The organism is Gillisella terrae (assembly GCF_004801395.1).
Lineage (GTDB): Bacteria > Pseudomonadota > Alphaproteobacteria > Rhizobiales > Rhizobiaceae > Allorhizobium > Allorhizobium terrae.
In genome coordinates, this window is record NZ_SSOA01000004.1 from 162,373 (window position 1) to 181,457 (window position 19,085).

Below are 19,085 nucleotides of genomic sequence, written 5' to 3' on the forward strand. Positions count from 1 at the left end.
TCTCACGCCTCGGGATTGTTGAACACCCAATTGTAGGGCTTGATCTCGACAGATTCGAACAGTCCGGCCTTGGCATAAGGGTCTTCAGCAGCAATGGCTTTGGCGGAGTCCAGATCATCAGCCTTGATCAGCAGCATCGAGCCGCAAGGCTTGCCAGCAACATCCAGAAACGGGCCGCCGATTTTCAAAACACCTGCTGCATTCAGGCCGTTCAGCCATTCCACATGCGGTGGACGGGTTTCCATGCGAAGATCAAGATGGTTTGGTTTATCGGCGCAAATTACGGCAAACAACATGGCAGGTCTCCTTTAGAGATTATTCAGTGGTGATCGGGCGGGTCATAAGTGCGTCCACCGCACGGTCAATATCAAGCGAACCTTCAATAATCGCGGCCACGGCCTCAGTAATCGGCATGGACAATTGATGGCCCTCGGCAAGGCGGGCAGAAACGGCGGCGGCAAAAGCACCTTCCACCAGATAGCCTCCAGCGGATTCGCCATTGGCCAGAGCGATACCATAGCGAAGATTGCGCGATTGGTGGCTGGTGGCGGTCAACACCAGATCGCCAAGACCAGAAAGACCGCGCACCGTATCGGCCTTGCCGCCCATGGCTGTGACCAGACGCGACATTTCAGCCAAGCCACGCGAAATCAAAGCCGCGCGGGCCGATTCGCCAAGGCCGCGCCCTTCAACAATGCCGCAGGCAATGGCCAGCACATTTTTCAGCGCGCCACCCAGTTGCACGCCAATGCGATCGTCAGAGGCATAGAGCCGGAAGGTCGGTGTCGACAGTGTCCGTGCCAGCACTTCAGCGAGTTCCACATGGGGGGCGGCGAGCGCCATGGCGGTGGGCAGACCACGGGCGATATCCATGGCAAAGCCCGGCCCTGACAGTACGGCCACCGGATGGTGCGGCAATTTCTCTTCCAGAATATCGCTCAACAGGCGCGCCGTTTGCCGATCAATGCCCTTGGCGCAGGTTACCACAACCGCATCAGCCGAAAGATAGGGGCCATAGGTTGCTGCCGCATCGGCCTGCGCCTGGGATGGCATGGCAAACAGCACAATATCAGCGTCACTCACCGCATCCGGCTCGGCGGAAAATGCCAACCCATCGGGCAGATAAATCCCCGGCAGGGCGGCATCATGCAGGTGATCTGCCTTCAAGTCAGCCATCAAGGCGGGATCACGACCAATCAGCGTGACCTTTGCGCGCCCGTCCAATGCCATCACAGTCGCTAAAGCCGTGCCAAAAGCGCCCGCACCAATCACCGCAATATGCTGTTGCTCGTTCATCGTGCCACCTTACGCCTTCACGCCGCGTTTGCCAGAACCAAGCATGGCTTGGGCATTGCTGTCCAGCGGCCAGCGCGAGCGCGGCGCAACCGTGAGATCATCAGCCGGCAGGCCCAGCGCCATGCGCTCAAGGCCAGCCCAGGCAATCATGGCGGCATTATCGGTGCACAAGTGATGGGGCGGTGCGACAAAGCGAAAACCATGCTTGTCGCACAGGGCCTGCAAAGCCCCCCGCAAAGCCCGGTTGGCCGCAACACCACCGGCGACGATCAAAGCGGGTTGTTCGACAGGGTTCGGGAATTCAGCATTAAATCGCTCCAGCCCGCGGCCAATGCGATCATCCATGGTGCGGGCAATGGCGCGCTGAAAGGAGGCGCAAATATCGGCAATGTCCTGCTCACTCACCGGCGCTGCCGCCTCTGCCGCTTGGCGCACCGCCGTTTTCAGACCAGAGAAGGAAAAATCCAGCCGTGCCTCACCCACCAGCGGACGCGGGAAATTAAAGCGCTTTTCATTGCCCTGAGCTGCCGCTTTTTCCACCGCCGGACCACCGGGATAAGGCAGGCCAAGCAGCTTTGCCGTTTTATCAAAAGCCTCGCCCAGCGCATCATCAATGGTCGTGCCCCAGCGTTCATAGTCATTAACACCGCGCACCAGAACCAATTGGGTATGGCCACCCGACACCAAAAGCATCAGGTAGGGAAATTGAATGCCGTCGGTGAGCCTTGCTGTCAGCGCATGGCCTTCCAGATGGTTGATGGCGTAGAGCGGCTTTTGGGCCGCTTTGGCAAGCGCTTTTGCGGTCATCAAGCCCACCAGCAAGCCGCCAATCAGGCCGGGGCCGGAGGTGGCGGCAATGGCATCGACATCATTCAGAGTGATCCCCGCTTTCAGCAGCGCTTCTTCAATCAACACATCCAGCGCCTCGACATGGGCGCGGGCAGCAATTTCGGGCACCACGCCGCCATAGGCGCTGTGCTCGTCCAGCTGGCTCAAAACCACATCGGAGATGATTTCGCCACGGCCATCGGCATGGCGCACAACAACGGAGGCTGCGGTTTCATCGCAACTGGTTTCAATACCAAGAATTTTGAGAGAATCTGCCATGGACTGTAAGTTGCGTCGATTTGGTTGATTGCGATAGAACCGAAAGATGGGTACGAGACCCTCCGGTAACAATGGATGACCTTGGATGCAAACGAAACCTTTCCGTATCGGCACACGCGGCAGCCCTTTGGCCTTGGCGCAAGCCCATGAAACCCGCGACCGGCTGGTGGCTGCCCATGGCCTTGACCCGGAAATGTTCGAAATTGTCGTGCTCTCCACCACCGGCGACCGTATTACGGATCGGGCCTTGGCTGAGATTGGCGGCAAGGGTCTTTTCACGCTGGAGCTGGAGCAACAGCTCAGCAGTGGCGAGCTGGACTTTGCCGTGCATTCCTCCAAGGACATGCCAACGGCCTTGCCCGATGGGCTGGAAATTGCCGCCTATCTGCCGCGCGAAGACATGCGCGACGCCTTTATTGGCCGCACAGCCCCCACATTGATGGAGATGCCTGATGGGGCTGTCATCGGCTCTGCCTCGCTCAGGCGTCAGGCGCTGATCCGCCGCCTTCGCCCCGATATTTCGGTCATCACCTATCGTGGCGCGGTTGAAAGCAGGCTTCGCAAGCTGGCGGAAGGTCAGGTCGATGCCACGCTGTTGGCCGTTGCTGGCTTGAAGCGGCTGGATAAAGAAAATGTGATCACCGAATATCTCGATATCGAGCGCTTTCCACCGGCACCTGCCCAAGGGGCCATCTGTATTGAAGCCCGCATTGGTGATGGCCGCGTGCAGGATCTGCTGGAGCCGCTCAATCATCGCCCGACTTTTGACGCGGTTTCATGCGAACGTGCCTTTCTGTCTGCACTGGATGGCTCCTGTCGTACACCGATTGCCGGTTATGCCCTGTCCGATGGCGAAAACATTCGCTTCACCGGCACCATCTTGACGCCGGATGGGCAGGTTTCCCATTCGGTGGAAGCAGAAGGCCGCTGCGAAGACGGCTTAAAGTTGGGCTGGGAGGCTGGCGAAAAGGTTCGCGCCAAGGCCGGACCGGGCTTTTTTGAGGGATGGACGTAAAACATGCGGGTTTTGGTGACGCGAGCAGAGAGGGCGGGGCAAAAAACGGCCAAACGCCTTCTTGGCTTGGGTTTTGAGGCAGCAATGCTGCCGCTTGCCAAACCTGTTCATGCCCCGGAAAATGCGCTCAAAGCGCTGAGCCAACCCCATTCGGCGCTGATTGTCACCAGCACTGAAGCCATCGCAGCGCTGGCGGCGATCAAAGACAAATTACACCCTCACTTTTCCACCCCCGTATTTGCGGTGGGATCAGCGACGGCAAAGGCGGCTGGCGTGTTGGGCTTTGAAAATGTGCGCGCAGCCAATGGTGATGGTGCGGCGCTAGCAAGCCTGCTTCATACGCAGCATCAGACGGATAACGCACCTCTCCTCTATCTGGCCGGTTATCCGCGCGCCAAAACGCTGGAGCGCGCGCTGGACGCACTCGGCATGGCCTATCGCATCTGCGAGATCTATCGCATGGGAACGATTGCCTACCAAGTGCATGATATTGCGAGACATCTGGACGATAAACCGGTTGATGCGGTGCTGCTTTACTCTGCCGAGACCGCAAAGCGGTTTTGTGCCCTGCCTTTCAATGCCAGCACACTGGAACTTTTTGCTTCCGCGCGCTTTTTATGTCTGAGCCAGAACGTTGCGGATCACATGACACCTCCTTTCAACACCCGGCTTTTTGCTGCCCTTCATCCAGACGAGGAAAGCTTGCTCTCTTTGATTTGAGCCAAAGGTATATCGGCAAAATCGCGCCTCCCCCTTCCCTTCCGGCTCATCCCTGACTAACTTCAACCCAATAGAGATTGAAAGCGAGGTTGCCATGGTTTCGGGAAAGCCCCCACGCCGTTCGAAAACGACCGAAGAGCCGGTTATCATCGACCTGAAGGCAACGGAGGTTGCGCCAGGCAAGCCGGATGAAAAGCCGCCTGAAGAGGTGCCTGAAGAGCTGGGGACCTCCGCAGAAACCACCAAGGAACCCGCAACAGAACCACCTGTGCCGCCATCCGAGCCACAAAAGATGGAGGCGGAACCAGCGGCCACGCCAGAACCGCCCACTTCAGAGCCAGAACCATCGGCCGAAAAACGCGCCACGGAGGACGAAGCCAAGTCCGTTTCAGACAATGAGGCACACCCCGCTGCCGAGACAAAAAGCTCTGAGACGGTGACCGAGGAAAGCACGGAGCGCAGCAACAGCACCTCCGCCTTTTCCGCCCATGCGCCAAAGCCAGAGGAAGAGCAAGCGACACCAGCCGCCCCTGCCGCCACCACCAACACATCCAGCCTGCTGGCCGCAGGCATTGCCGGGGGCTTGATTGCCCTCATTGCCGCTGGCAGCATTCAATATGCTGGCCTTCTGCCTGCAATGGGATCGGGCAACAGTGACAAGGTCGCGGCCCTGAGCGCAGAGGTGGAGAGCCTGAAACAGACAGTGGCCAAAGGCCAGCCTGCCGCTGATACATCGGCTTTGGAAGCACGTCTCGCCCAGTTGGAAAGTGCTCAGCAAAATCCTGCCGAGACCGTTGATCCGGCCGCGATAGCTGAACTTCAAACCAAGCTGGCCAGCACCGAGCAAACCATTGACCAGCTGAAATCAGATGTCACAGGCCGCATTCAGAGCCTGACCAGCGGCCAGACCGATCTCTCTGACAAGCTCACCGCCATTCAGACCAAGCTCGACAAGCCGCGCGACGATATAGAGGTTGCCCGCGCCATTGCCGCATCGGCGCTCAAAACGGCAGCGGATCGCGGTGGACCCTTCTTGGCCGAATTGCGCACGCTGGGCAGCATTGCGCCGGAAGATCCGGCCGTCAAAGCCCTTGAGCCGTATGCTGCCACCGGCACGGCATCACGGGCCGAGCTGTTGCAGCGTTTTGGCCCGGTGGCCGATAGCATTTTGTCTGCCATCAACCAACCGGCTGAAAGCGCCAATATTGGTGAGCGATTGATGGCCAGCGCCATGTCGATCATCAAGGTGCGCCCGGTGGGCAATGTTGCGGGTGATAGCCCATCGGCTATTGTCGCCCGCATTGAAGACAAGATTCGCAATGGCGATCTCAAGGGCGCGGCCGCCGAGTGGGAAACCCTGCCGGAGGTGGGCCGAAACGTTTCCGCCTCCTTCAAAAAGGCCCTTGATGCCCGCATTGCTGTAGAAGCTCAGGTGTCCGATGCGCTGGCGCGCTCGGTTGCCGGGCGGCAAGGCTGAGGAGAAACAGCATGATCCGTATTATTGTTTATGTTCTTCTGATCCTCGCCCTTGGTTTTGGTTTTTCGTGGCTGGCTGACCGGCCCGGTGAATTGCAGATCGTCTGGCAGGGCCAGTTGATCGAAATGAGCCTGACGGCGGCCGCCACCATCATCGTGGCGCTTGTTGCCGTGGTGATGATCGCATGGTGGCTGATCCGCACCATCTGGACCTCTCCCCATTCTGTTCGCCGCTATTTTCGGGCCCGCAAGCGCGATCGTGGCTATCAGGCCCTTTCAACCGGCCTCATTGCCGCCGGTGCTGGCAATGCGCAATTGGCCCATCGGATGAGTTCGCGCGCGCGCGGGCTGATTCGGGCCGATCAGGAGCCTTTGATCATGATGCTGGAAGCGCAAACAGCAATCATCGAAGGCAAGCACGACCATGCCCGGCGCATCTATGAGCAAATGGTTGCTGATCCGGAAACCCGCGAGCTTGGCCTTCGTGGTCTCTATCTCGAGGCAACCCGGCTTGGAGCCCATGAGGCGGCGCGGCAATATGCCGAAAGAGCCGCAGAAGAAGCCCCCTATCTGCCCTGGGCAGCCACAGCAACGCTGGAACACCGCTGTCAGACCAGCAATTGGGATGAGGCCATTTTGCTGCTCGACCGCCAGCGCGTGGCCGGTGTGAGCAGCCGCAGCGAGGCTGACCGCATGAAGGCCGTGCTGCTTACTGCCAAAGCCATGGATCTTTTGGATGGTGACCCGGCTCTTGCCCGCGAAAATGCCATGAACGCCTTGAAGCTTGCCAAGGATCTGGTGCCAGCAGCAACCACCGCCGCCCGCGCCCTGCTGCGCGAAGACAATTTGCGCAAAGCCGGTTCCGTGCTGGAAAGCGCATGGAAGCTTGAACCGCACCCCGACATTGCACGGGTCTACGTGCGCGCCCGCAGCGGCGACGGGGCCATGGACCGGCTGAAACGGGCCGAACGGCTTGAACATCTCAAGCCCAACAATGTCGAATCCCTGATGATTGTCGCAGAAATGGCGCTGGAAGCGCATGATTTCACCAAGGCGCGCGCCAAAGCCGAAGCTAGCGCCCGCATGCGCTCAAGCGAGCGGGTGTTTTTGCTGCTGGCGGACATTGAAGATGCTGAAACCGGCGATCAGGCCCGCATTCGCTACTGGATGGCGCAAGCCCTGAAAGCACCGCGCGATCCAGCCTGGGTGGCAGAGGGTCAGGTGTCGGAAAAATGGCTGCCCTATTCGCCGATCACCGGCAAGCTTGATGCGTTTGAGTGGAAAGTGCCCTACGCACAAGTGTCAGGATCGATTGAGGACGGCACCGTGGTGAGTGGAGCCGCAGCACTTGCCGAACTTCCGGCGTTAGCCAAAGCAGATCAGATGAAGCCAGATCAGGTAAAATCGCCGCCGGCTGCCGGACAAACCACGGAGAAGCAGGAAAGCGTGAAGGTTGTCACGCCAAAACCTCTGCCCACCACGCCTGCGACTAAAAATGCAAATGGGGCCAAAGATGTGCCTCCCGAGCCGTTCTTTGGTCGCCCGCCAGATGACCCCGGCGTGCGCAAGCCCGGCAACACTGCCGACGAAAAAGCCCGAATGAATATCTTGTGAAGGACATACCATGCTGGAAAGGCTGAACGCCTTTATTCAAACCCTTGTGAACACATCGCAAAGCGGTGAGTTTGCCATGGATGACACCAGGGTGCTGATTGTGGCGCTTTGCTTTCAGGTGATGGAAGCCGATGGCACCATCAGCGAGGCCGAACGCAAGGTTTTGCGCAAAAGTGTGAAAGACCATTACCCGCTGGATAACAGCAAGCTGGAGGCGCTTCTGGCGGCCGGAAAGCGGGCGGAAAATGAAGCGGTTGATTTTTACCACTTCACATCCGAGCTGAAACGCCGACTGGATAGTGACCAGCGGCTGGAACTGGTGGGTGTGCTGTGGGACATTGTTTATGCCGATGGCGTGCGCAATGAGATGGAAGACCACATCCTGTGGCGCATTGCCGATCTACTGGCGGTGTCCGATCGCGACCGCATCATCTCGCGGCAAAATGCGGCAGCACGGGCCGGGCAATCTGGCGATATGGCCGGAGATAGTGATGCCCCCTGATCCCGTTGGGCGGCTGTCAGGGCGGCGGCCTGTTCTGATCGTTCTGCATCAGGAGCGTTCCAGTGCGGGCCGCGTGGGGCAAATGCTGCTGGAAAAAGGGTTTCCGCTCGATATTCGCCGCCCGGCGCTTGGCGATCGCCTGCCCGAAACCCTGGATAACCACAGCGGCGTTGTGGTGTTTGGCGGACCAATGAGCGCCAATGATCCCGAACATTTCGTCAAGCATGAGATCGACTGGATTTCCGTGCCGCTCAAGGAAAACCGTCCCTATCTCGGCATCTGCCTTGGCGCGCAAATGCTGGTGCGCCATTTGGGTGGCAGAGTGCAGGCCCATGCGAAAGAACTGGTGGAGATTGGCTGGTATCCGATCGAGCCGACGCAGCACGGCAGGCTTTTGATGAAGTGGCCGAAGATGGTTTACCATTTTCACCGCGAGGGTTTTGATTTACCCCATGGCGCAACCTTGCTGGCCACGTCCGACACCTATCCCAATCAGGCCATTCGCTATGGCGAAAAGGCATTCGGGGTGCAGTTTCACGCCGAATTGACCCGCGCCATGATGCAGCGCTGGGTGGTGCATGGGGCATCGCGCTTTACCATGCCCAATGCCCAAAAAGGCCGGGACCATCTGGAGGGGCGGATGATGTTTGACGCGCCCCTGAAAGCATGGCTCTCCGACTTCCTTGATCTTGTTTTCAAGGATGAGGTGTTACAGCATCGGACCGAAAAGTGGGAACCGGTTTTCGGATAAATCCGATGCATAAACAAGAATCTCTATTTGAGGTCGGGATTTTCCAGCGTGTCAATGGTGCGCAATTTTGGAAATGCCAGCGCCCAAATCACGGATACCGCCAAAGTGCCAACACCGCCCACCACAACGGCGGCAACTGGCCCGATCAAATGGGCCATGGTGCCAGCGCGAAACTCGCCCAGCTCATTGGACGCTCCGACAAACACCGAATTCACGGCATTGACCCGGCCACGCACCGCGTCCGGAGTCCACAGCGCCAGCAGGGTTTCGCGGACATAAACCGAAATCATATCACCAGCGCCCATCACGGCCAGCGCAATCGCCGAAATCCACCAGACTTTCGAGACGCCAAAAACCACCGTGGCAATACCGAAAATGGCAACCCCCAAGAACATCAGCAGGCCGGCGCGGTGACGGATTGGAAAGGTTGCCAGCAAGGTTGCCATCAAAATGGCACCGACGCCGGGAGCCGAGCGCAAGATGCCAAGCCCAAACGGCCCCATGGTTAAAATATCCGAGGCATAGACCGGCATCAACGCCACAGCACCGCCCAGCAGCACCGCGAACAGATCAAGCGAGATCGCACCCAGTACCACTTTTTCGTGGCGGATGAACTTGAACCCCGCCAGCAGATAGGTCAGGGTCTTGGGCTCATTATTGGTTCTTTGGGCTGGCTTGGGCACCAGCAGAATAAACACAGTGCCAGCCGCCATAAACACCAGCGCGACACCATACGCAACATTGGCACCAACACCGTAGAGCAAGCCACCGGCAACCGGGCCCAGAATGGAGGCTGTCTGCCAGGACGATGCATTCCAGGCAAAGGAATTGGCCAGATCTTTCTCCGGCACCAGATTGGGGGCCAGAGATGACACCGCAGGCCCCATGAAGGCCCGCTCAATGCCAAAAATTGTCATGATCAACAGCACCGGAATCGGCGCAAACGCATTGTTGATGGTCAAAACCAGCAGTGCGCCGACGCAGACAGCGCTAACACCCAGGCATATCGCGACAATGACCCGGCGATTGAAATGATCCGCAACCGTGCCTGTGACCAGCACCAGCAAAAGGGCGGGCAAAAATTGCACCAGACCAATCAAGCCAAGATAGAGCGCGTTGCCGGTCACTTCATACATCTGCCAGCCAACAGAAACGCTGACAATTTGAATGGCGAAAGCCGCCAAAAACCGCGCCATGAAAAACTTCGCATAGGCAGCATGCCTGAATGCTGCGAAACGGTCAGCCTGTTGCAATACGGACATAGCAGTCAATTTCTCCGGCCACGGCATAATTCTTTAAACCGGACTCGGTCTAAAGAATTATGCCGTAGATATAAAGTGCTACAGCAAATCTTTGTGCGCCATACATGGCGCACAAAGATTTGCTGTCATGGGGATCTGGCGCGTCATCATACTTGCGTTAAACATGAATCAACGCAGCTGGCAAGGCAACACTTGCCCGATCCGGTCTCAATAGCTACATCTGCGGATAACACGCAAATGGAGACTGCCATGCTGGCCCTGCTGAAAACGATTGACCTGGCCCTTGACCTTTACACCTGGATTCTGATTGCCAGCGCGATCTATTCCTGGCTCTACGCTTTTAACGTCATCAATTCCAGCAACCGGTTTGTCAATCAGATAGGCCTGTTCCTCTACAATGTAACCGAACCAGCTCTGCGTCCTATCCGCCGCATCATGCCTGATCTTGGCGGCATTGATATTTCGCCAATCATTCTGCTGCTGATCATCTATTTTGTCCGTCAGCTGATGTGGAGCACGCTCGCCCCCATGCTGTTGATGTGACCCTGCCTTACCGCACTTTCGACGATCACATTCGCCTCGCCATTCGGCTCACGCCCAATGGCGGGCGCGACGATGTGGATGGCGTGGAACTGAACGGCAATGGGGAGGCGCATTTGAAAGTGCGCGTCAGCGATGTGCCGGAAAAGGGTAAAGCCAACAAGGCGTTGATTGCCTTTCTGGCCAAGCGGATCGGCATTGCCAAATCCACCATCACGCTTGTCTCTGGCGATACCGCCAGACAAAAAATCCTCCGGATCGATGGCGACCCGGAGGATTTGAAAGTCAGGCTCGAAAAGCTGACGGCCTGATATTATTTCTTGGCGCGCTCGATGGAATCAACGATCAGCTGCTTGGCCACGTCCACGTCCATCCAGTCACCAATCTTGACCCACTTGCCGGGTTCCAGATCCTTGTAATGCTCAAAGAAGTGCTGAATCTGCTTCAGCGTGATCTCTGGCAGGTCGGTGTAGTTGTGGACCTTGTCATAACGACGGGTGAGCTTCTGCACAGGCACAGCAATGATCTTTTCGTCCTTGCCGCCATCGTCTTCCATCAGCATAACGCCGATCGGGCGCACATTGATGACGCAGCCAGGAACCAGCGGGCGCGTGTTGCAGATCAACACGTCAATCGGGTCACCGTCTTCGCACAATGTGTGCGGCACAAAGCCATAATTGCCCGGATAATGCATTGGAGTGTAGAGAAAGCGGTCAACGATCAGCGTGCCGGCTTCCTTATCCATCTCATACTTGATCGGCTGGCCACCAACTGGCACCTCAACGATAACATTGATGTCATCAGGTGGGTTCTTGCCGATAGAGATTGCATCAATACGCATATCTAACCCCATGGGATTGTTAAAATCCCCGGTGTCGTAAAGGGTTTCTGGTGGCAAATCAACTGGCCGTGAGAAGCATAGCCAAGAAAGCATGCACCGAGGCAACCGAGAGCTGGATGCTGACGTCAGCGTTGCCAGACAAAACCAAGCTTCTTCAAGCTGACGTGGTCGAAATCCTCGGTCCCTTCCACCAGATCGACACCGCCATTGGAGCGAAAAAAGCTGACCGCAGAATCGCTGTCTTCCAGACACCAGGCCACCAATCCCTGATAACCAAAGGATTTTAGCGCGCGGCGGCTTTCGTTAAACAGCGCATAACCAAGGCCAACCCCCTGATATTCAGGCCGCATATAGATCTCGTAGATCTCGCCGTCATAGGGCAATGCCTGGGCTCGATTGAGGCCCAGCGTGGCGTAGCCTGCAATGGTATCGCCAATATCAACAACGAGAACAGTTGCGGGTCCATTGGTGGCTTTGCGCCACCAATTCGCATCCCGCCGCTCCATCATTCGAGACAGCGGCTTATGCGGTATCACACCGGAGTAGCAATATTGCCACGCCTGCCGATGCACATCGGAAAGTGCGACTGCATCGCCCGGAGCCGCCGGACGCACGTCAATGGACAACGTTTTCATAACGCCACTCTGGTTGAGCCGGTGCAATAAGGCCGCCGTAACAGGGAGACGGACACGCCATCCCCGATTTCAAATTTTCTGCATGAATTCCATTAAAGCGATTCGGCCAAAAAGAATCATCGCAGCCAGCTTGAGACGCTCTTACCCACAGACTTTCATTAACCCCGTTCGTCGAAATTAACAGGTCATTAATCATTGCCACAAGAGTGCTCAGGAGTGATACGCACAAAAAAATGCCCCGTCCAAATCGGACGGGGCATTCAATTTCAAATTAGCGAAGGAGCGGCTAATCAGCCTTGCGCAGCACGTGCCTTGCCAAAACGCTTGCGGTCGTTGGCGTCGAGATAGAACTTGCGCAGACGGATCGACTTTGGTGTCACTTCCATCAGCTCATCGTCCTGAATCCACGACAGGGCGCGGTCAAGCGTCATGCGGATTGGCGGGGTCAGCTTCACAGCTTCATCCTTACCAGCGGAGCGAATGTTGGTGAGCTGCTTGCCCTTCAACACGTTCACTTCCAGATCGTTGTCGCGCGAGTGAATGCCGACGATCATACCCATGTAAACCTTGTCGCCTGGCTCGATGATCATCGGGCCGCGGTCTTCGAGGTTGAACATGGCGTAAGCCACGGCTTCACCGGACTGGTTCGACAGCAGAACGCCGTTGGAGCGACCGCCGATTTCACCCTTGTACGGCTGATAATCGTGAAACAGACGGTTCATGATCGCGGTGCCACGGGTGTCGGTCAGCAGTTCAGACTGGTAACCGATCAGACCACGGGTCGGTGCGTAGAACACCAGACGCACACGATTGCCGCCAGAAGGACGCAGCTCGGTCATTTCAGCCTTGCGCTCAGACATCTTCTGAACGACCACGCCGGAATGCTCTTCATCCACGTCGATCACAACTTCTTCGATCGGCTCCATCAGGGTGCCGTTCTCGTCCTTGTGCATCACAACGCGCGGACGCGAGACAGCCAGCTCAAAGCCTTCGCGACGCATGGTTTCGATCAAAACGGCCAGCTGCAATTCGCCACGGCCAGATACGAAGAACGAGTCCTTGCCTTCCGATTCTTCAATCTTCAGGGCAACATTGCCTTCGGCTTCCTTGAACAGACGGTCACGAATCACGCGGCTGGTGACCTTGTCGCCTTCGGTGCCAGCCAGCGGGCTGTCGTTGACGAGGAAGGACATGGTAACAGTTGGCGGATCGATTGGCTGGGCAGCTAGAGCTTCTGTGACCGAAGGATCGCAGAAGGTATCAGCAACCGTGCCCTTGGACAGACCAGCAATCGCCACGATATCGCCCGCATGGGCTTCATCAATTGCAGTGCGCTCAATGCCACGGAACGCGAGAATCTTGGAAATACGGCCGGTTTCAACAACCTTGCCGTCCTGGCTGAGAACCTTGACGGACTGGTTTGGCTTGATCGAGCCGGAATGGATACGACCGGTGATAACGCGACCGAGGAAGGGGTTGGCTTCCAGAAGGGTGCCGATCATGCGGAACGCACCGTCTTCGTCGCCAACGCTTGGCTCAGGAACATGTTCCAGAACCAGATCGAGCAGAGGAGCAAGACCCTGATCCTTTGGACCTTCTGGCGATACGTTCATCCAGCCGTCGCGGCCAGAACCGTAAAGGATTGGGAAGTCGAGCTGCTCGTCGGTAGCGTCCAAGCTTGCGAACAGGTCGAAGACTTCGTTGATAACTTCTTCATGACGACCATCGGGACGGTCGATCTTGTTGATCGCAACGATTGGGCGAAGACCAACCTTCAGCGCCTTGCCAACCACAAACTTGGTCTGTGGCATTGGGCCTTCAGAGCTGTCCACCAGAACGATTGCGCCATCCACCATCGACAGAATACGCTCAACTTCGCCACCGAAGTCGGCGTGGCCGGGGGTGTCAACGATGTTAACACGAACGCCCTTCCACTCAACCGAGGTTGCCTTGGCGAGAATGGTAATACCGCGCTCTTTTTCCAGATCGTTACTATCCATCACGCGCTCTGCAACGCGCTGGTTTTCACGGAACGAGCCGGACTGCTTCAGGAGTTCGTCAACGAGGGTGGTTTTCCCATGGTCAACGTGCGCAATGATCGCAATATTGCGAATTTTCATAGTAAGGATCTCTGAGGCTTTGGCGTCAATGCCCAATGGCACGCCTGTTACTTTGAGGCGCTCATACCTTGTTTTTTGCAAATGCGAAAGGGGGGCAGGCGATTCGATTCGCTCCACCACCCTTTCAAACGCCAATCTTTGCGCGCCAGGCGAGCAAATTTCATCAAATCGTCACAGAATATGTGACGAAATCCTTATGCCGCAAGACCGCGCTTTTTCAGCATGGCGTCAGGGCTTGGCAGACGGCCACGGAAGGCTTTGTAGGTTTCTTCCGGGTCCACGGCACCGCCGATGGAATAGATATTATCCTTCAGCCGTTTTGCCATATCGGCGTTAAAGGCATCGCCGGTTTCTTCAAAGGCCTCAAATGCATCGGCGTCCAGCACTTCCGACCACATGTAGGAGTAATAGCCGGCCGAATAGCCATCACCGGAAAACACATGCTGGAAATGCGGTGTGGCATGGCGCATGACGATGGAGGCTGGCATGCCGATTTTTTGCAATACCTCGGCCTGCACCGCCATCGGATCTTCCACCGGCTTGTCCATGGTGTGGAAAGCCATATCCACCAGCGCCGACGAGGTGAACTCCACCGTGTTGAAACCGACATTGAAGGTTTGTGCGGCCAACACCTTATCCAGCAGCGCCTGCGGCATGGCCTCGCCCGTCTGGTAATGGACGGCATAGGTTTTCAAGATGTCCGGCACCGTCAACCAATGCTCATAAAGCTGCGAGGGCAGCTCGACAAAATCGCGAGAAACACCCGTGCCGGACACCGATGGATAGGTGACATCCGACAACATACCATGCAAGGCGTGGCCAAATTCATGAAACAGCGTGCGGGCATCATCCAAAGACAAAAGCGCAGGCTTGCCTTCGGCGGGCTTTGCGAAATTGCAGACATTATAGATGATCGGCAACTCGCCCTTTGCGCCGTTCTTCAAAGGCAGCTTGTGCTGGGACTGGAAAGAGCTCATCCATGCGCCGGAGCGCTTGGAGGAACGGGCAAAATAATCGCCAAGGAACAGCGCTTTCAGCGTGCCATCGGCTTCACGAATTTCAAACACCCGCACATCGGGGTGATAGCCCACCACGTCTTTCAGCGGCACCGCGGTGATGCCAAACAGCTTTTTGGCCACGGCAAAGCAGGCTTCAATGATTTTTTCGAGCTGAAGATAGGGTTTTAGCTCGCTTTCCGAGAAATTGAACCGCTCCGTGCGCAGCTTTTCGGCATAGAAGCGCCAATCCCACGGCGCAACCTCGTGGTTCTTACCATCCTTGGCAATCAGTGCTGCCAATTCCTGCTCTTCCACACCCGCCTGTTTCACGGCCTTTTCCCAGACCTGCATGAGCAGGCCGTTCACGGCTTCGGGCGTTTTCGCCATGGTGTTGTCCAGCTTGAAGGCGGCAAAATTCTTGTAGCCGAGCAGCTTGGCCTTTTCATCGCGCAGCGCCAGAATTTCCGTCACAATGGCACGGTTATCACGCTCGCCACCATTTTCACCGCGCGCCGCCCAGGCCTTGAACGCCTGTTCACGCAAATCGCGCCGCTCGGAAAATTCGAGGAAGGGCACAATTATCGAGCGCGACAGCGTGACCACATAGGCCTCGCCCTTGCCGCGCGCCGTTGCGGCAGAGGCCATGGCGTCTTTGAGGAAATCGGGAAGGCCAACCAGCTCTTCATCGCTGTTGAGCGGCAAAGCCCAATCGGTTTCATCGCCCAGCACGTTCTGGCCAAAATTGGCACCAAGGCTTGCCAGCCGTTCATTGATCGCGGCCAAACGCTCCTGCTGATCCTTGGCGAGTTTTGCGCCAGATTTCACAAAGCCTTTCCAGTGGCGTTCCAGCACGCGGACCTGCTCCAGCGTCAGGCCAAGGCTGTCGCGTTTTTCCCAAAGTGCATCAACGCGGGCAAACAGCGCCGCATTCATGCTGATTTTCGAATAATGACGTGACATTTTCGGCGCAATCTCGCGCTCCAGCGCCTGAATCACCTTGTTGGTATCGGCACCGGCCTTGTTCCAAAACAGGGCCGAAACGCGGGACAATCCATCGCCAGCAATTTCCAGCGCCACAATGGTGTTTTCAAATGTCGGCTCAGACTGATCACCTGCAATCGCATCAATCTCAGTGTTATGCTCATTCAGAGCCACGTCAAACGCCGGTGCAAAATCCTCATCCTTGATGTTTTCAAACCGCGGCAACCCGTGCGGGCCGCTCCATTCGGTGACGGTGGAATAGGATTTTTCACTCTGGCTCATGGCGCGATTCCTTCATCAAAACTCTTGCAAAGATATAGGCAGCCATTTTCCAATTGTCACGCCTCGCAGCACGATGAGCAATTTCAATTCGAGTGTGATTGCGTTAGCAAGAAACAACACACGCCGATTTTCTCCCCAACCATGATCGAACGATGACGCCTCCCGAAAAATCCCCGGCCCGTATGAGCGAAAACCGCACCTCGATGTTGGGTGCGCTGCTGACCATGATTGGCCCACTGTCGATGTCGATCTACACGCCCGCCATGCCGCGATTGGTGTTGGCCTTTGGCACCACCGATGCCGCCATCAAGCTGAGTCTGTCGCTGTATTTTGCCGGTTTTGCCTGTGCACAGCTGCTGTCTGGCCCCTGTTCCGATGCTTTTGGTCGGCGTCATGCCACACTGGCTTTTCTGGGAATCTATGTGATTGGTAGTTTTTTGGCAGCATTCGCTCCTTCCGTGGATATGCTGCTGGCGGGGCGAATCATTCAGGGCATTGGCGCGTCTGTGGGTGTCACCGTATCGCGTGCCATTGTCCGCGACCAGTTTGCAGGCACCGAAGCCGCCCGCATTCTCAATATGATCGGCATTATGCTGGCGGTTGGTCCCGCCATGGGGCCAACGGTCGGCGGACTGGCGCTGGCAGCGTTTGGCTGGCAATCGGTGTTTTTTCTGATGGTCGGCTTTGGCATAACCAGTTTTGGGGTCGTGGCTTTGTTGATGAAAGAGACCATCACGCCCGATCGCAACCTGATCCGGCCCACAAGGCTGATATCCGCCTATAGCACCTTAATTGCCGATCTGCGGGTGTTGTTTGCAGCGCTGGTTCTGGGGGGCTGCGTCGGTGCGCTCTATGCGCAATCCACCATGCTGCCCTTTGTGCTGATCAAGCGGGTCGGGCTGACACCCTCCCAATTCGGCATCGGCATGTTGATGCAAACCGGCTCTTACTTTTTCGGCTCCATTGCCCTGCGAATGGTGGCCAAACGACTGCCAGCCGGTGGCGCACTGATCTTTGGCCTGACCTTGGCAGGGTTTGGTGGCGCGTTGATTTTCCTCTCCACCCATCTGATCACCCCCACCTTTCTCTCGATCATGGGGCCGGTGGCGATCTGCTCTTTCGGCATGGCCTTTGTGATTCCCGATATCACCACGGCCGGCCTCACGCCCCACCCGAAACTGGCAGGCTCGGCCTCGGCCCTGCTTGGCTTTGTGCAAATGGGCTGCGGTTTTCTGGGCGGTGTGGGTGCGGCATGGCTTGGTGATCCGCTCACCGCCTTTGGCACAATTATTCCCGCCATGGAGCTTTTGGCGATTTTCGCCTATCTCGGCTTTCGACACGCTTGGAAACGGGCGGCATAAAAAAAACCGCCACCCGTTTACGGGCGGCGGTCCAGTTTGTTGATCACCCTCTAGCTCAACGCTTCGTCATCCTCGGGCTTGTCCCGAGGATCTGCCGTGGCTGAATAAGCAGTTGACTTCGCTTATGAAAGCAACGTGGTCAGATGCTCGGCACAAGGCCAAGCATGACGTTGAGGACAAAGCAGACCTCGTGGACCAGCAATTACTTGGACAGATTACGCTTGCCCAAAGTGCGCAGACGCAACGCATTGAGCTTGATAAAGCCAGCAGCATCCTTCTGATCATACGCGCCCTGATCGTCTTCAAAGGTCACGAGCTGATCGGAATAGAGCGACTTATCGCTTTCGCGGCCAATCACCATAACATTGCCCTTATAGAGCTTCAGCGTCACTTCGCCTTCGACATGTTCCTGGCTCTTGTCGATCAGCGCTTGCAACATTTCGCGCTCTGGCGAGAACCAGAAGCCGTAATAGATCAGCTCGGCGTAACGCGGCATCAGCTCATCTTTCAGGTGAGCAGCACCACGGTCCAGCGTGATGCTTTCAATGGCGCGGTGGGCTGCCAGCAGAATGGTGCCGCCGGGGGTTTCATACACGCCACGGCTCTTCATGCCGACGAAACGGTTTTCCACCAGATCGAGGCGGCCAATGCCGTTGTCGCGGCCATAGTTGTTCAACTCGGCCAGCAATGTCGCAGGCGACATTTCAACGCCATTGATCGAGCAGGCATCGCCCTTGCGGAAGCCAACCTTGATGATCGTGGCCTTATCGGGAGCAGCTTCCGGCGAAATGGTGCGCATATGCACATATTCCGGGGCTTCCTGCGCTGGATCTTCCAGAACCTTGCCCTCAGACGAGGAGTGCAGCAGGTTGGCATCCACCGAGAAAGGTGCCTCGCCCTTCTTGTCCTTGGCTACCGGAATCTGGTTCTGTTCAGCAAAGGCCAAAAGATCGGTGCGGCTCTTGAACGCCCAATCGCGCCAAGGAGCAATGATCTTGATATCGGGGTTCAGGGCATAGGCCGACAGCTCGAAACGAACCTGGTCATTGCCCTTGCCGGTTGCGCCATGGGCAATGGCGTCTGCGCCGGTTTTCTTGGCGATTTCGATGAGGTGCTTGGAAATCAGCGGGCGAGCAATAGAGGTGCCCAGCAGATAAACGCCTTCATACACCGCATTGGCGCGGAACATCGGGAACACGAAATCACGGACAAATTCTTCGCGCACGTCCTCGATGAAGATTTCCTTGATGCCGAGCATTTCCGCCTTCTTGCGGGCAGGCTCCAGCTCTTCGCCCTGACCAAGGTCAGCGGTGAAGGTGACGACTTCTGCGCCAAGCTCTGTTTGCAGCCATTTCAGGATAATCGAGGTGTCAAGACCGCCGGAATAGGCGAGAACAACCTTCTTTACGTCTTTGGGAAGTGCCATGATGTTCAAAGTCCGTGTGCTTTGGGCGAGACCACTCAACCGGGCCTCCTTGGGTTTGAGGCACTTTTAGCCGGATTGCCGGATCATGCAAGGGTGAAGCCGCACAACAGTGCAATAGCCGTGCCTGAATTGACTTGGCGATAAACTGCCCCATATCC

Annotated in this window: 18 protein-coding genes; 9 read left to right on the top strand and 9 right to left on the bottom strand. The window is 56.8% G+C overall.

What is annotated here, in order from left to right:
• Positions 1–2: 2 nt before the first annotated feature.
• Genes E6C51_RS10260 through tsaD form a run of 3 tightly spaced genes read right to left on the bottom strand, consistent with a single transcriptional unit; the run spans position 3 to position 2,403 of the window.
• On the bottom strand, positions 3–296 hold the full coding sequence (locus E6C51_RS10260; RefSeq protein WP_146934475.1) for a YciI-like protein: 294 nt from the start codon (positions 294–296) through the stop codon (positions 3–5).
• Positions 297–315: 19 nt separating this feature from the next.
• Positions 316–1,296 carry an NAD(P)H-dependent glycerol-3-phosphate dehydrogenase gene (locus E6C51_RS10265; RefSeq protein WP_190235877.1) on the bottom strand — a complete coding sequence of 327 codons (981 nt, stop codon included), beginning with the start codon at positions 1,294–1,296 and terminating at the stop codon, positions 316–318.
• A gap of 9 nt (positions 1,297–1,305) precedes the next feature.
• Entirely contained in the window at positions 1,306–2,403 is a 1,098-nt protein-coding gene (tsaD, locus tag E6C51_RS10270; RefSeq protein WP_190235878.1) for a tRNA (adenosine(37)-N6)-threonylcarbamoyltransferase complex transferase subunit TsaD, read from the bottom strand.
• An 85-nt stretch (positions 2,404–2,488) separates the two neighbouring features.
• On the opposite strand from tsaD, the gene hemC reads away from it, so the two are divergent.
• From hemC to E6C51_RS10300, 6 genes are all read left to right on the top strand, one after another.
• Complete coding sequence (gene hemC, locus E6C51_RS10275; protein ID WP_190235879.1) at positions 2,489–3,418, top strand: hydroxymethylbilane synthase; 930 nt, start codon at positions 2,489–2,491, stop codon at positions 3,416–3,418.
• A 3-nt stretch (positions 3,419–3,421) separates the two neighbouring features.
• Positions 3,422–4,138, top strand: coding sequence for a uroporphyrinogen-III synthase (locus tag E6C51_RS10280; RefSeq protein WP_190235880.1), 717 nt, complete (start codon positions 3,422–3,424; stop codon positions 4,136–4,138).
• 94 nt (positions 4,139–4,232) lie between these two features.
• Positions 4,233–5,615, top strand: a complete 1,383-nt coding sequence (locus tag E6C51_RS10285) for a COG4223 family protein (RefSeq protein WP_190235881.1) — start codon at positions 4,233–4,235, stop codon at positions 5,613–5,615.
• Between the two features lie 11 nt (positions 5,616–5,626).
• Positions 5,627–7,228, top strand: coding sequence for a heme biosynthesis protein HemY (locus E6C51_RS10290; RefSeq protein WP_190235882.1), 1,602 nt, complete (start codon positions 5,627–5,629; stop codon positions 7,226–7,228).
• Positions 7,229–7,238: 10 nt separating this feature from the next.
• Positions 7,239–7,730, top strand: a complete 492-nt coding sequence (locus E6C51_RS10295; RefSeq protein ID WP_146934455.1) for a tellurite resistance TerB family protein — start codon at positions 7,239–7,241, stop codon at positions 7,728–7,730.
• Positions 7,720–8,481, top strand: coding sequence for a glutamine amidotransferase (locus E6C51_RS10300; protein WP_190235883.1), 762 nt, complete (start codon positions 7,720–7,722; stop codon positions 8,479–8,481). The genes E6C51_RS10295 and E6C51_RS10300 overlap by 11 nt, the downstream gene beginning before the upstream one ends.
• 23 nt (positions 8,482–8,504) lie before the next feature.
• Here E6C51_RS10300 and E6C51_RS10305 read toward each other — a convergent pair whose 3' ends face one another.
• Positions 8,505–9,743: an MFS transporter gene (locus tag E6C51_RS10305; RefSeq protein WP_146934449.1), complete on the bottom strand. Its 1,239-nt coding sequence runs from the start codon at positions 9,741–9,743 to the stop codon at positions 8,505–8,507.
• A 249-nt stretch (positions 9,744–9,992) separates the two neighbouring features.
• Here E6C51_RS10305 and E6C51_RS10310 point away from each other — a divergent pair, with 249 nt between their 5' ends.
• Together E6C51_RS10310 and E6C51_RS10315 are read left to right on the top strand one after the other, a co-directional pair.
• On the top strand, positions 9,993–10,286 hold the full coding sequence (locus E6C51_RS10310; RefSeq protein WP_146934925.1) for a YggT family protein: 294 nt from the start codon (positions 9,993–9,995) through the stop codon (positions 10,284–10,286).
• Positions 10,283–10,594 carry a DUF167 domain-containing protein gene (locus tag E6C51_RS10315; RefSeq protein ID WP_190235884.1) on the top strand — a complete coding sequence of 104 codons (312 nt, stop codon included), beginning with the start codon at positions 10,283–10,285 and terminating at the stop codon, positions 10,592–10,594. The genes E6C51_RS10310 and E6C51_RS10315 overlap by 4 nt, the downstream gene beginning before the upstream one ends.
• Before the next feature lie 2 nt (positions 10,595–10,596).
• Here the strand turns inward: E6C51_RS10315 and ppa are convergent, their stop codons facing one another.
• The 4 genes from ppa to E6C51_RS10335 all read right to left on the bottom strand — a co-directional run bounded on the left by ppa (position 10,597) and on the right by E6C51_RS10335 (position 16,140).
• A complete protein-coding gene (ppa, locus tag E6C51_RS10320; protein ID WP_146934443.1) occupies positions 10,597–11,124 on the bottom strand; it encodes an inorganic diphosphatase in 528 nt (175 codons plus the stop codon).
• Positions 11,125–11,249: 125 nt separating this feature from the next.
• Entirely contained in the window at positions 11,250–11,759 is a 510-nt protein-coding gene (locus tag E6C51_RS10325; RefSeq protein ID WP_146934440.1) for a GNAT family N-acetyltransferase, read from the bottom strand.
• 290 nt (positions 11,760–12,049) lie between these two features.
• Positions 12,050–13,879, bottom strand: a complete 1,830-nt coding sequence (typA, locus tag E6C51_RS10330; RefSeq protein ID WP_190235885.1) for a translational GTPase TypA — start codon at positions 13,877–13,879, stop codon at positions 12,050–12,052.
• A 194-nt stretch (positions 13,880–14,073) separates the two neighbouring features.
• Positions 14,074–16,140: a M3 family metallopeptidase gene (locus E6C51_RS10335; RefSeq protein WP_190235886.1), complete on the bottom strand. Its 2,067-nt coding sequence runs from the start codon at positions 16,138–16,140 to the stop codon at positions 14,074–14,076.
• Between the two features lie 182 nt (positions 16,141–16,322).
• On the opposite strand from E6C51_RS10335, the gene E6C51_RS10340 reads away from it, so the two are divergent.
• Positions 16,323–17,501, top strand: a complete 1,179-nt coding sequence (locus E6C51_RS10340; protein ID WP_190236026.1) for a multidrug effflux MFS transporter — start codon at positions 16,323–16,325, stop codon at positions 17,499–17,501.
• A 202-nt stretch (positions 17,502–17,703) separates the two neighbouring features.
• On the opposite strand, the gene E6C51_RS10345 is transcribed toward E6C51_RS10340, so the two are convergent.
• Positions 17,704–18,927: an argininosuccinate synthase gene (locus E6C51_RS10345; RefSeq protein WP_190236027.1), complete on the bottom strand. Its 1,224-nt coding sequence runs from the start codon at positions 18,925–18,927 to the stop codon at positions 17,704–17,706.
• Positions 18,928–19,085: the final 158 nt, after the last annotated feature.

Bases quoted from the DNA above. Each gene is read 5' to 3' on its own strand.
- E6C51_RS10260 (WP_146934475.1), bottom strand. From the start codon at position 296: ATGTTGTTTGCCGTAATTTGCGCCGATAAACCAAACCATCTTGATCTT.
- E6C51_RS10265 (WP_190235877.1), bottom strand. From the start codon at position 1,296: ATGAACGAGCAACAGCATATTGCGGTGATTGGTGCGGGCGCTTTTGGC.
- tsaD (WP_190235878.1), bottom strand. From the start codon at position 2,403: ATGGCAGATTCTCTCAAAATTCTTGGTATTGAAACCAGTTGCGATGAA.
- hemC (WP_190235879.1), top strand. From the start codon at position 2,489: ATGCAAACGAAACCTTTCCGTATCGGCACACGCGGCAGCCCTTTGGCC.
- E6C51_RS10280 (WP_190235880.1), top strand. From the start codon at position 3,422: ATGCGGGTTTTGGTGACGCGAGCAGAGAGGGCGGGGCAAAAAACGGCC.
- E6C51_RS10285 (WP_190235881.1), top strand. From the start codon at position 4,233: ATGGTTTCGGGAAAGCCCCCACGCCGTTCGAAAACGACCGAAGAGCCG.
- E6C51_RS10290 (WP_190235882.1), top strand. From the start codon at position 5,627: ATGATCCGTATTATTGTTTATGTTCTTCTGATCCTCGCCCTTGGTTTT.
- E6C51_RS10295 (WP_146934455.1), top strand. From the start codon at position 7,239: ATGCTGGAAAGGCTGAACGCCTTTATTCAAACCCTTGTGAACACATCG.
- E6C51_RS10300 (WP_190235883.1), top strand. From the start codon at position 7,720: ATGCCCCCTGATCCCGTTGGGCGGCTGTCAGGGCGGCGGCCTGTTCTG.
- E6C51_RS10305 (WP_146934449.1), bottom strand. From the start codon at position 9,743: ATGTCCGTATTGCAACAGGCTGACCGTTTCGCAGCATTCAGGCATGCT.
- E6C51_RS10310 (WP_146934925.1), top strand. From the start codon at position 9,993: ATGCTGGCCCTGCTGAAAACGATTGACCTGGCCCTTGACCTTTACACC.
- ppa (WP_146934443.1), bottom strand. From the start codon at position 11,124: ATGCGTATTGATGCAATCTCTATCGGCAAGAACCCACCTGATGACATC.
- E6C51_RS10325 (WP_146934440.1), bottom strand. From the start codon at position 11,759: ATGAAAACGTTGTCCATTGACGTGCGTCCGGCGGCTCCGGGCGATGCA.
- typA (WP_190235885.1), bottom strand. From the start codon at position 13,879: ATGAAAATTCGCAATATTGCGATCATTGCGCACGTTGACCATGGGAAA.
- E6C51_RS10335 (WP_190235886.1), bottom strand. From the start codon at position 16,140: ATGAGCCAGAGTGAAAAATCCTATTCCACCGTCACCGAATGGAGCGGC.
- E6C51_RS10340 (WP_190236026.1), top strand. From the start codon at position 16,323: ATGAGCGAAAACCGCACCTCGATGTTGGGTGCGCTGCTGACCATGATT.
- E6C51_RS10345 (WP_190236027.1), bottom strand. From the start codon at position 18,927: ATGGCACTTCCCAAAGACGTAAAGAAGGTTGTTCTCGCCTATTCCGGC.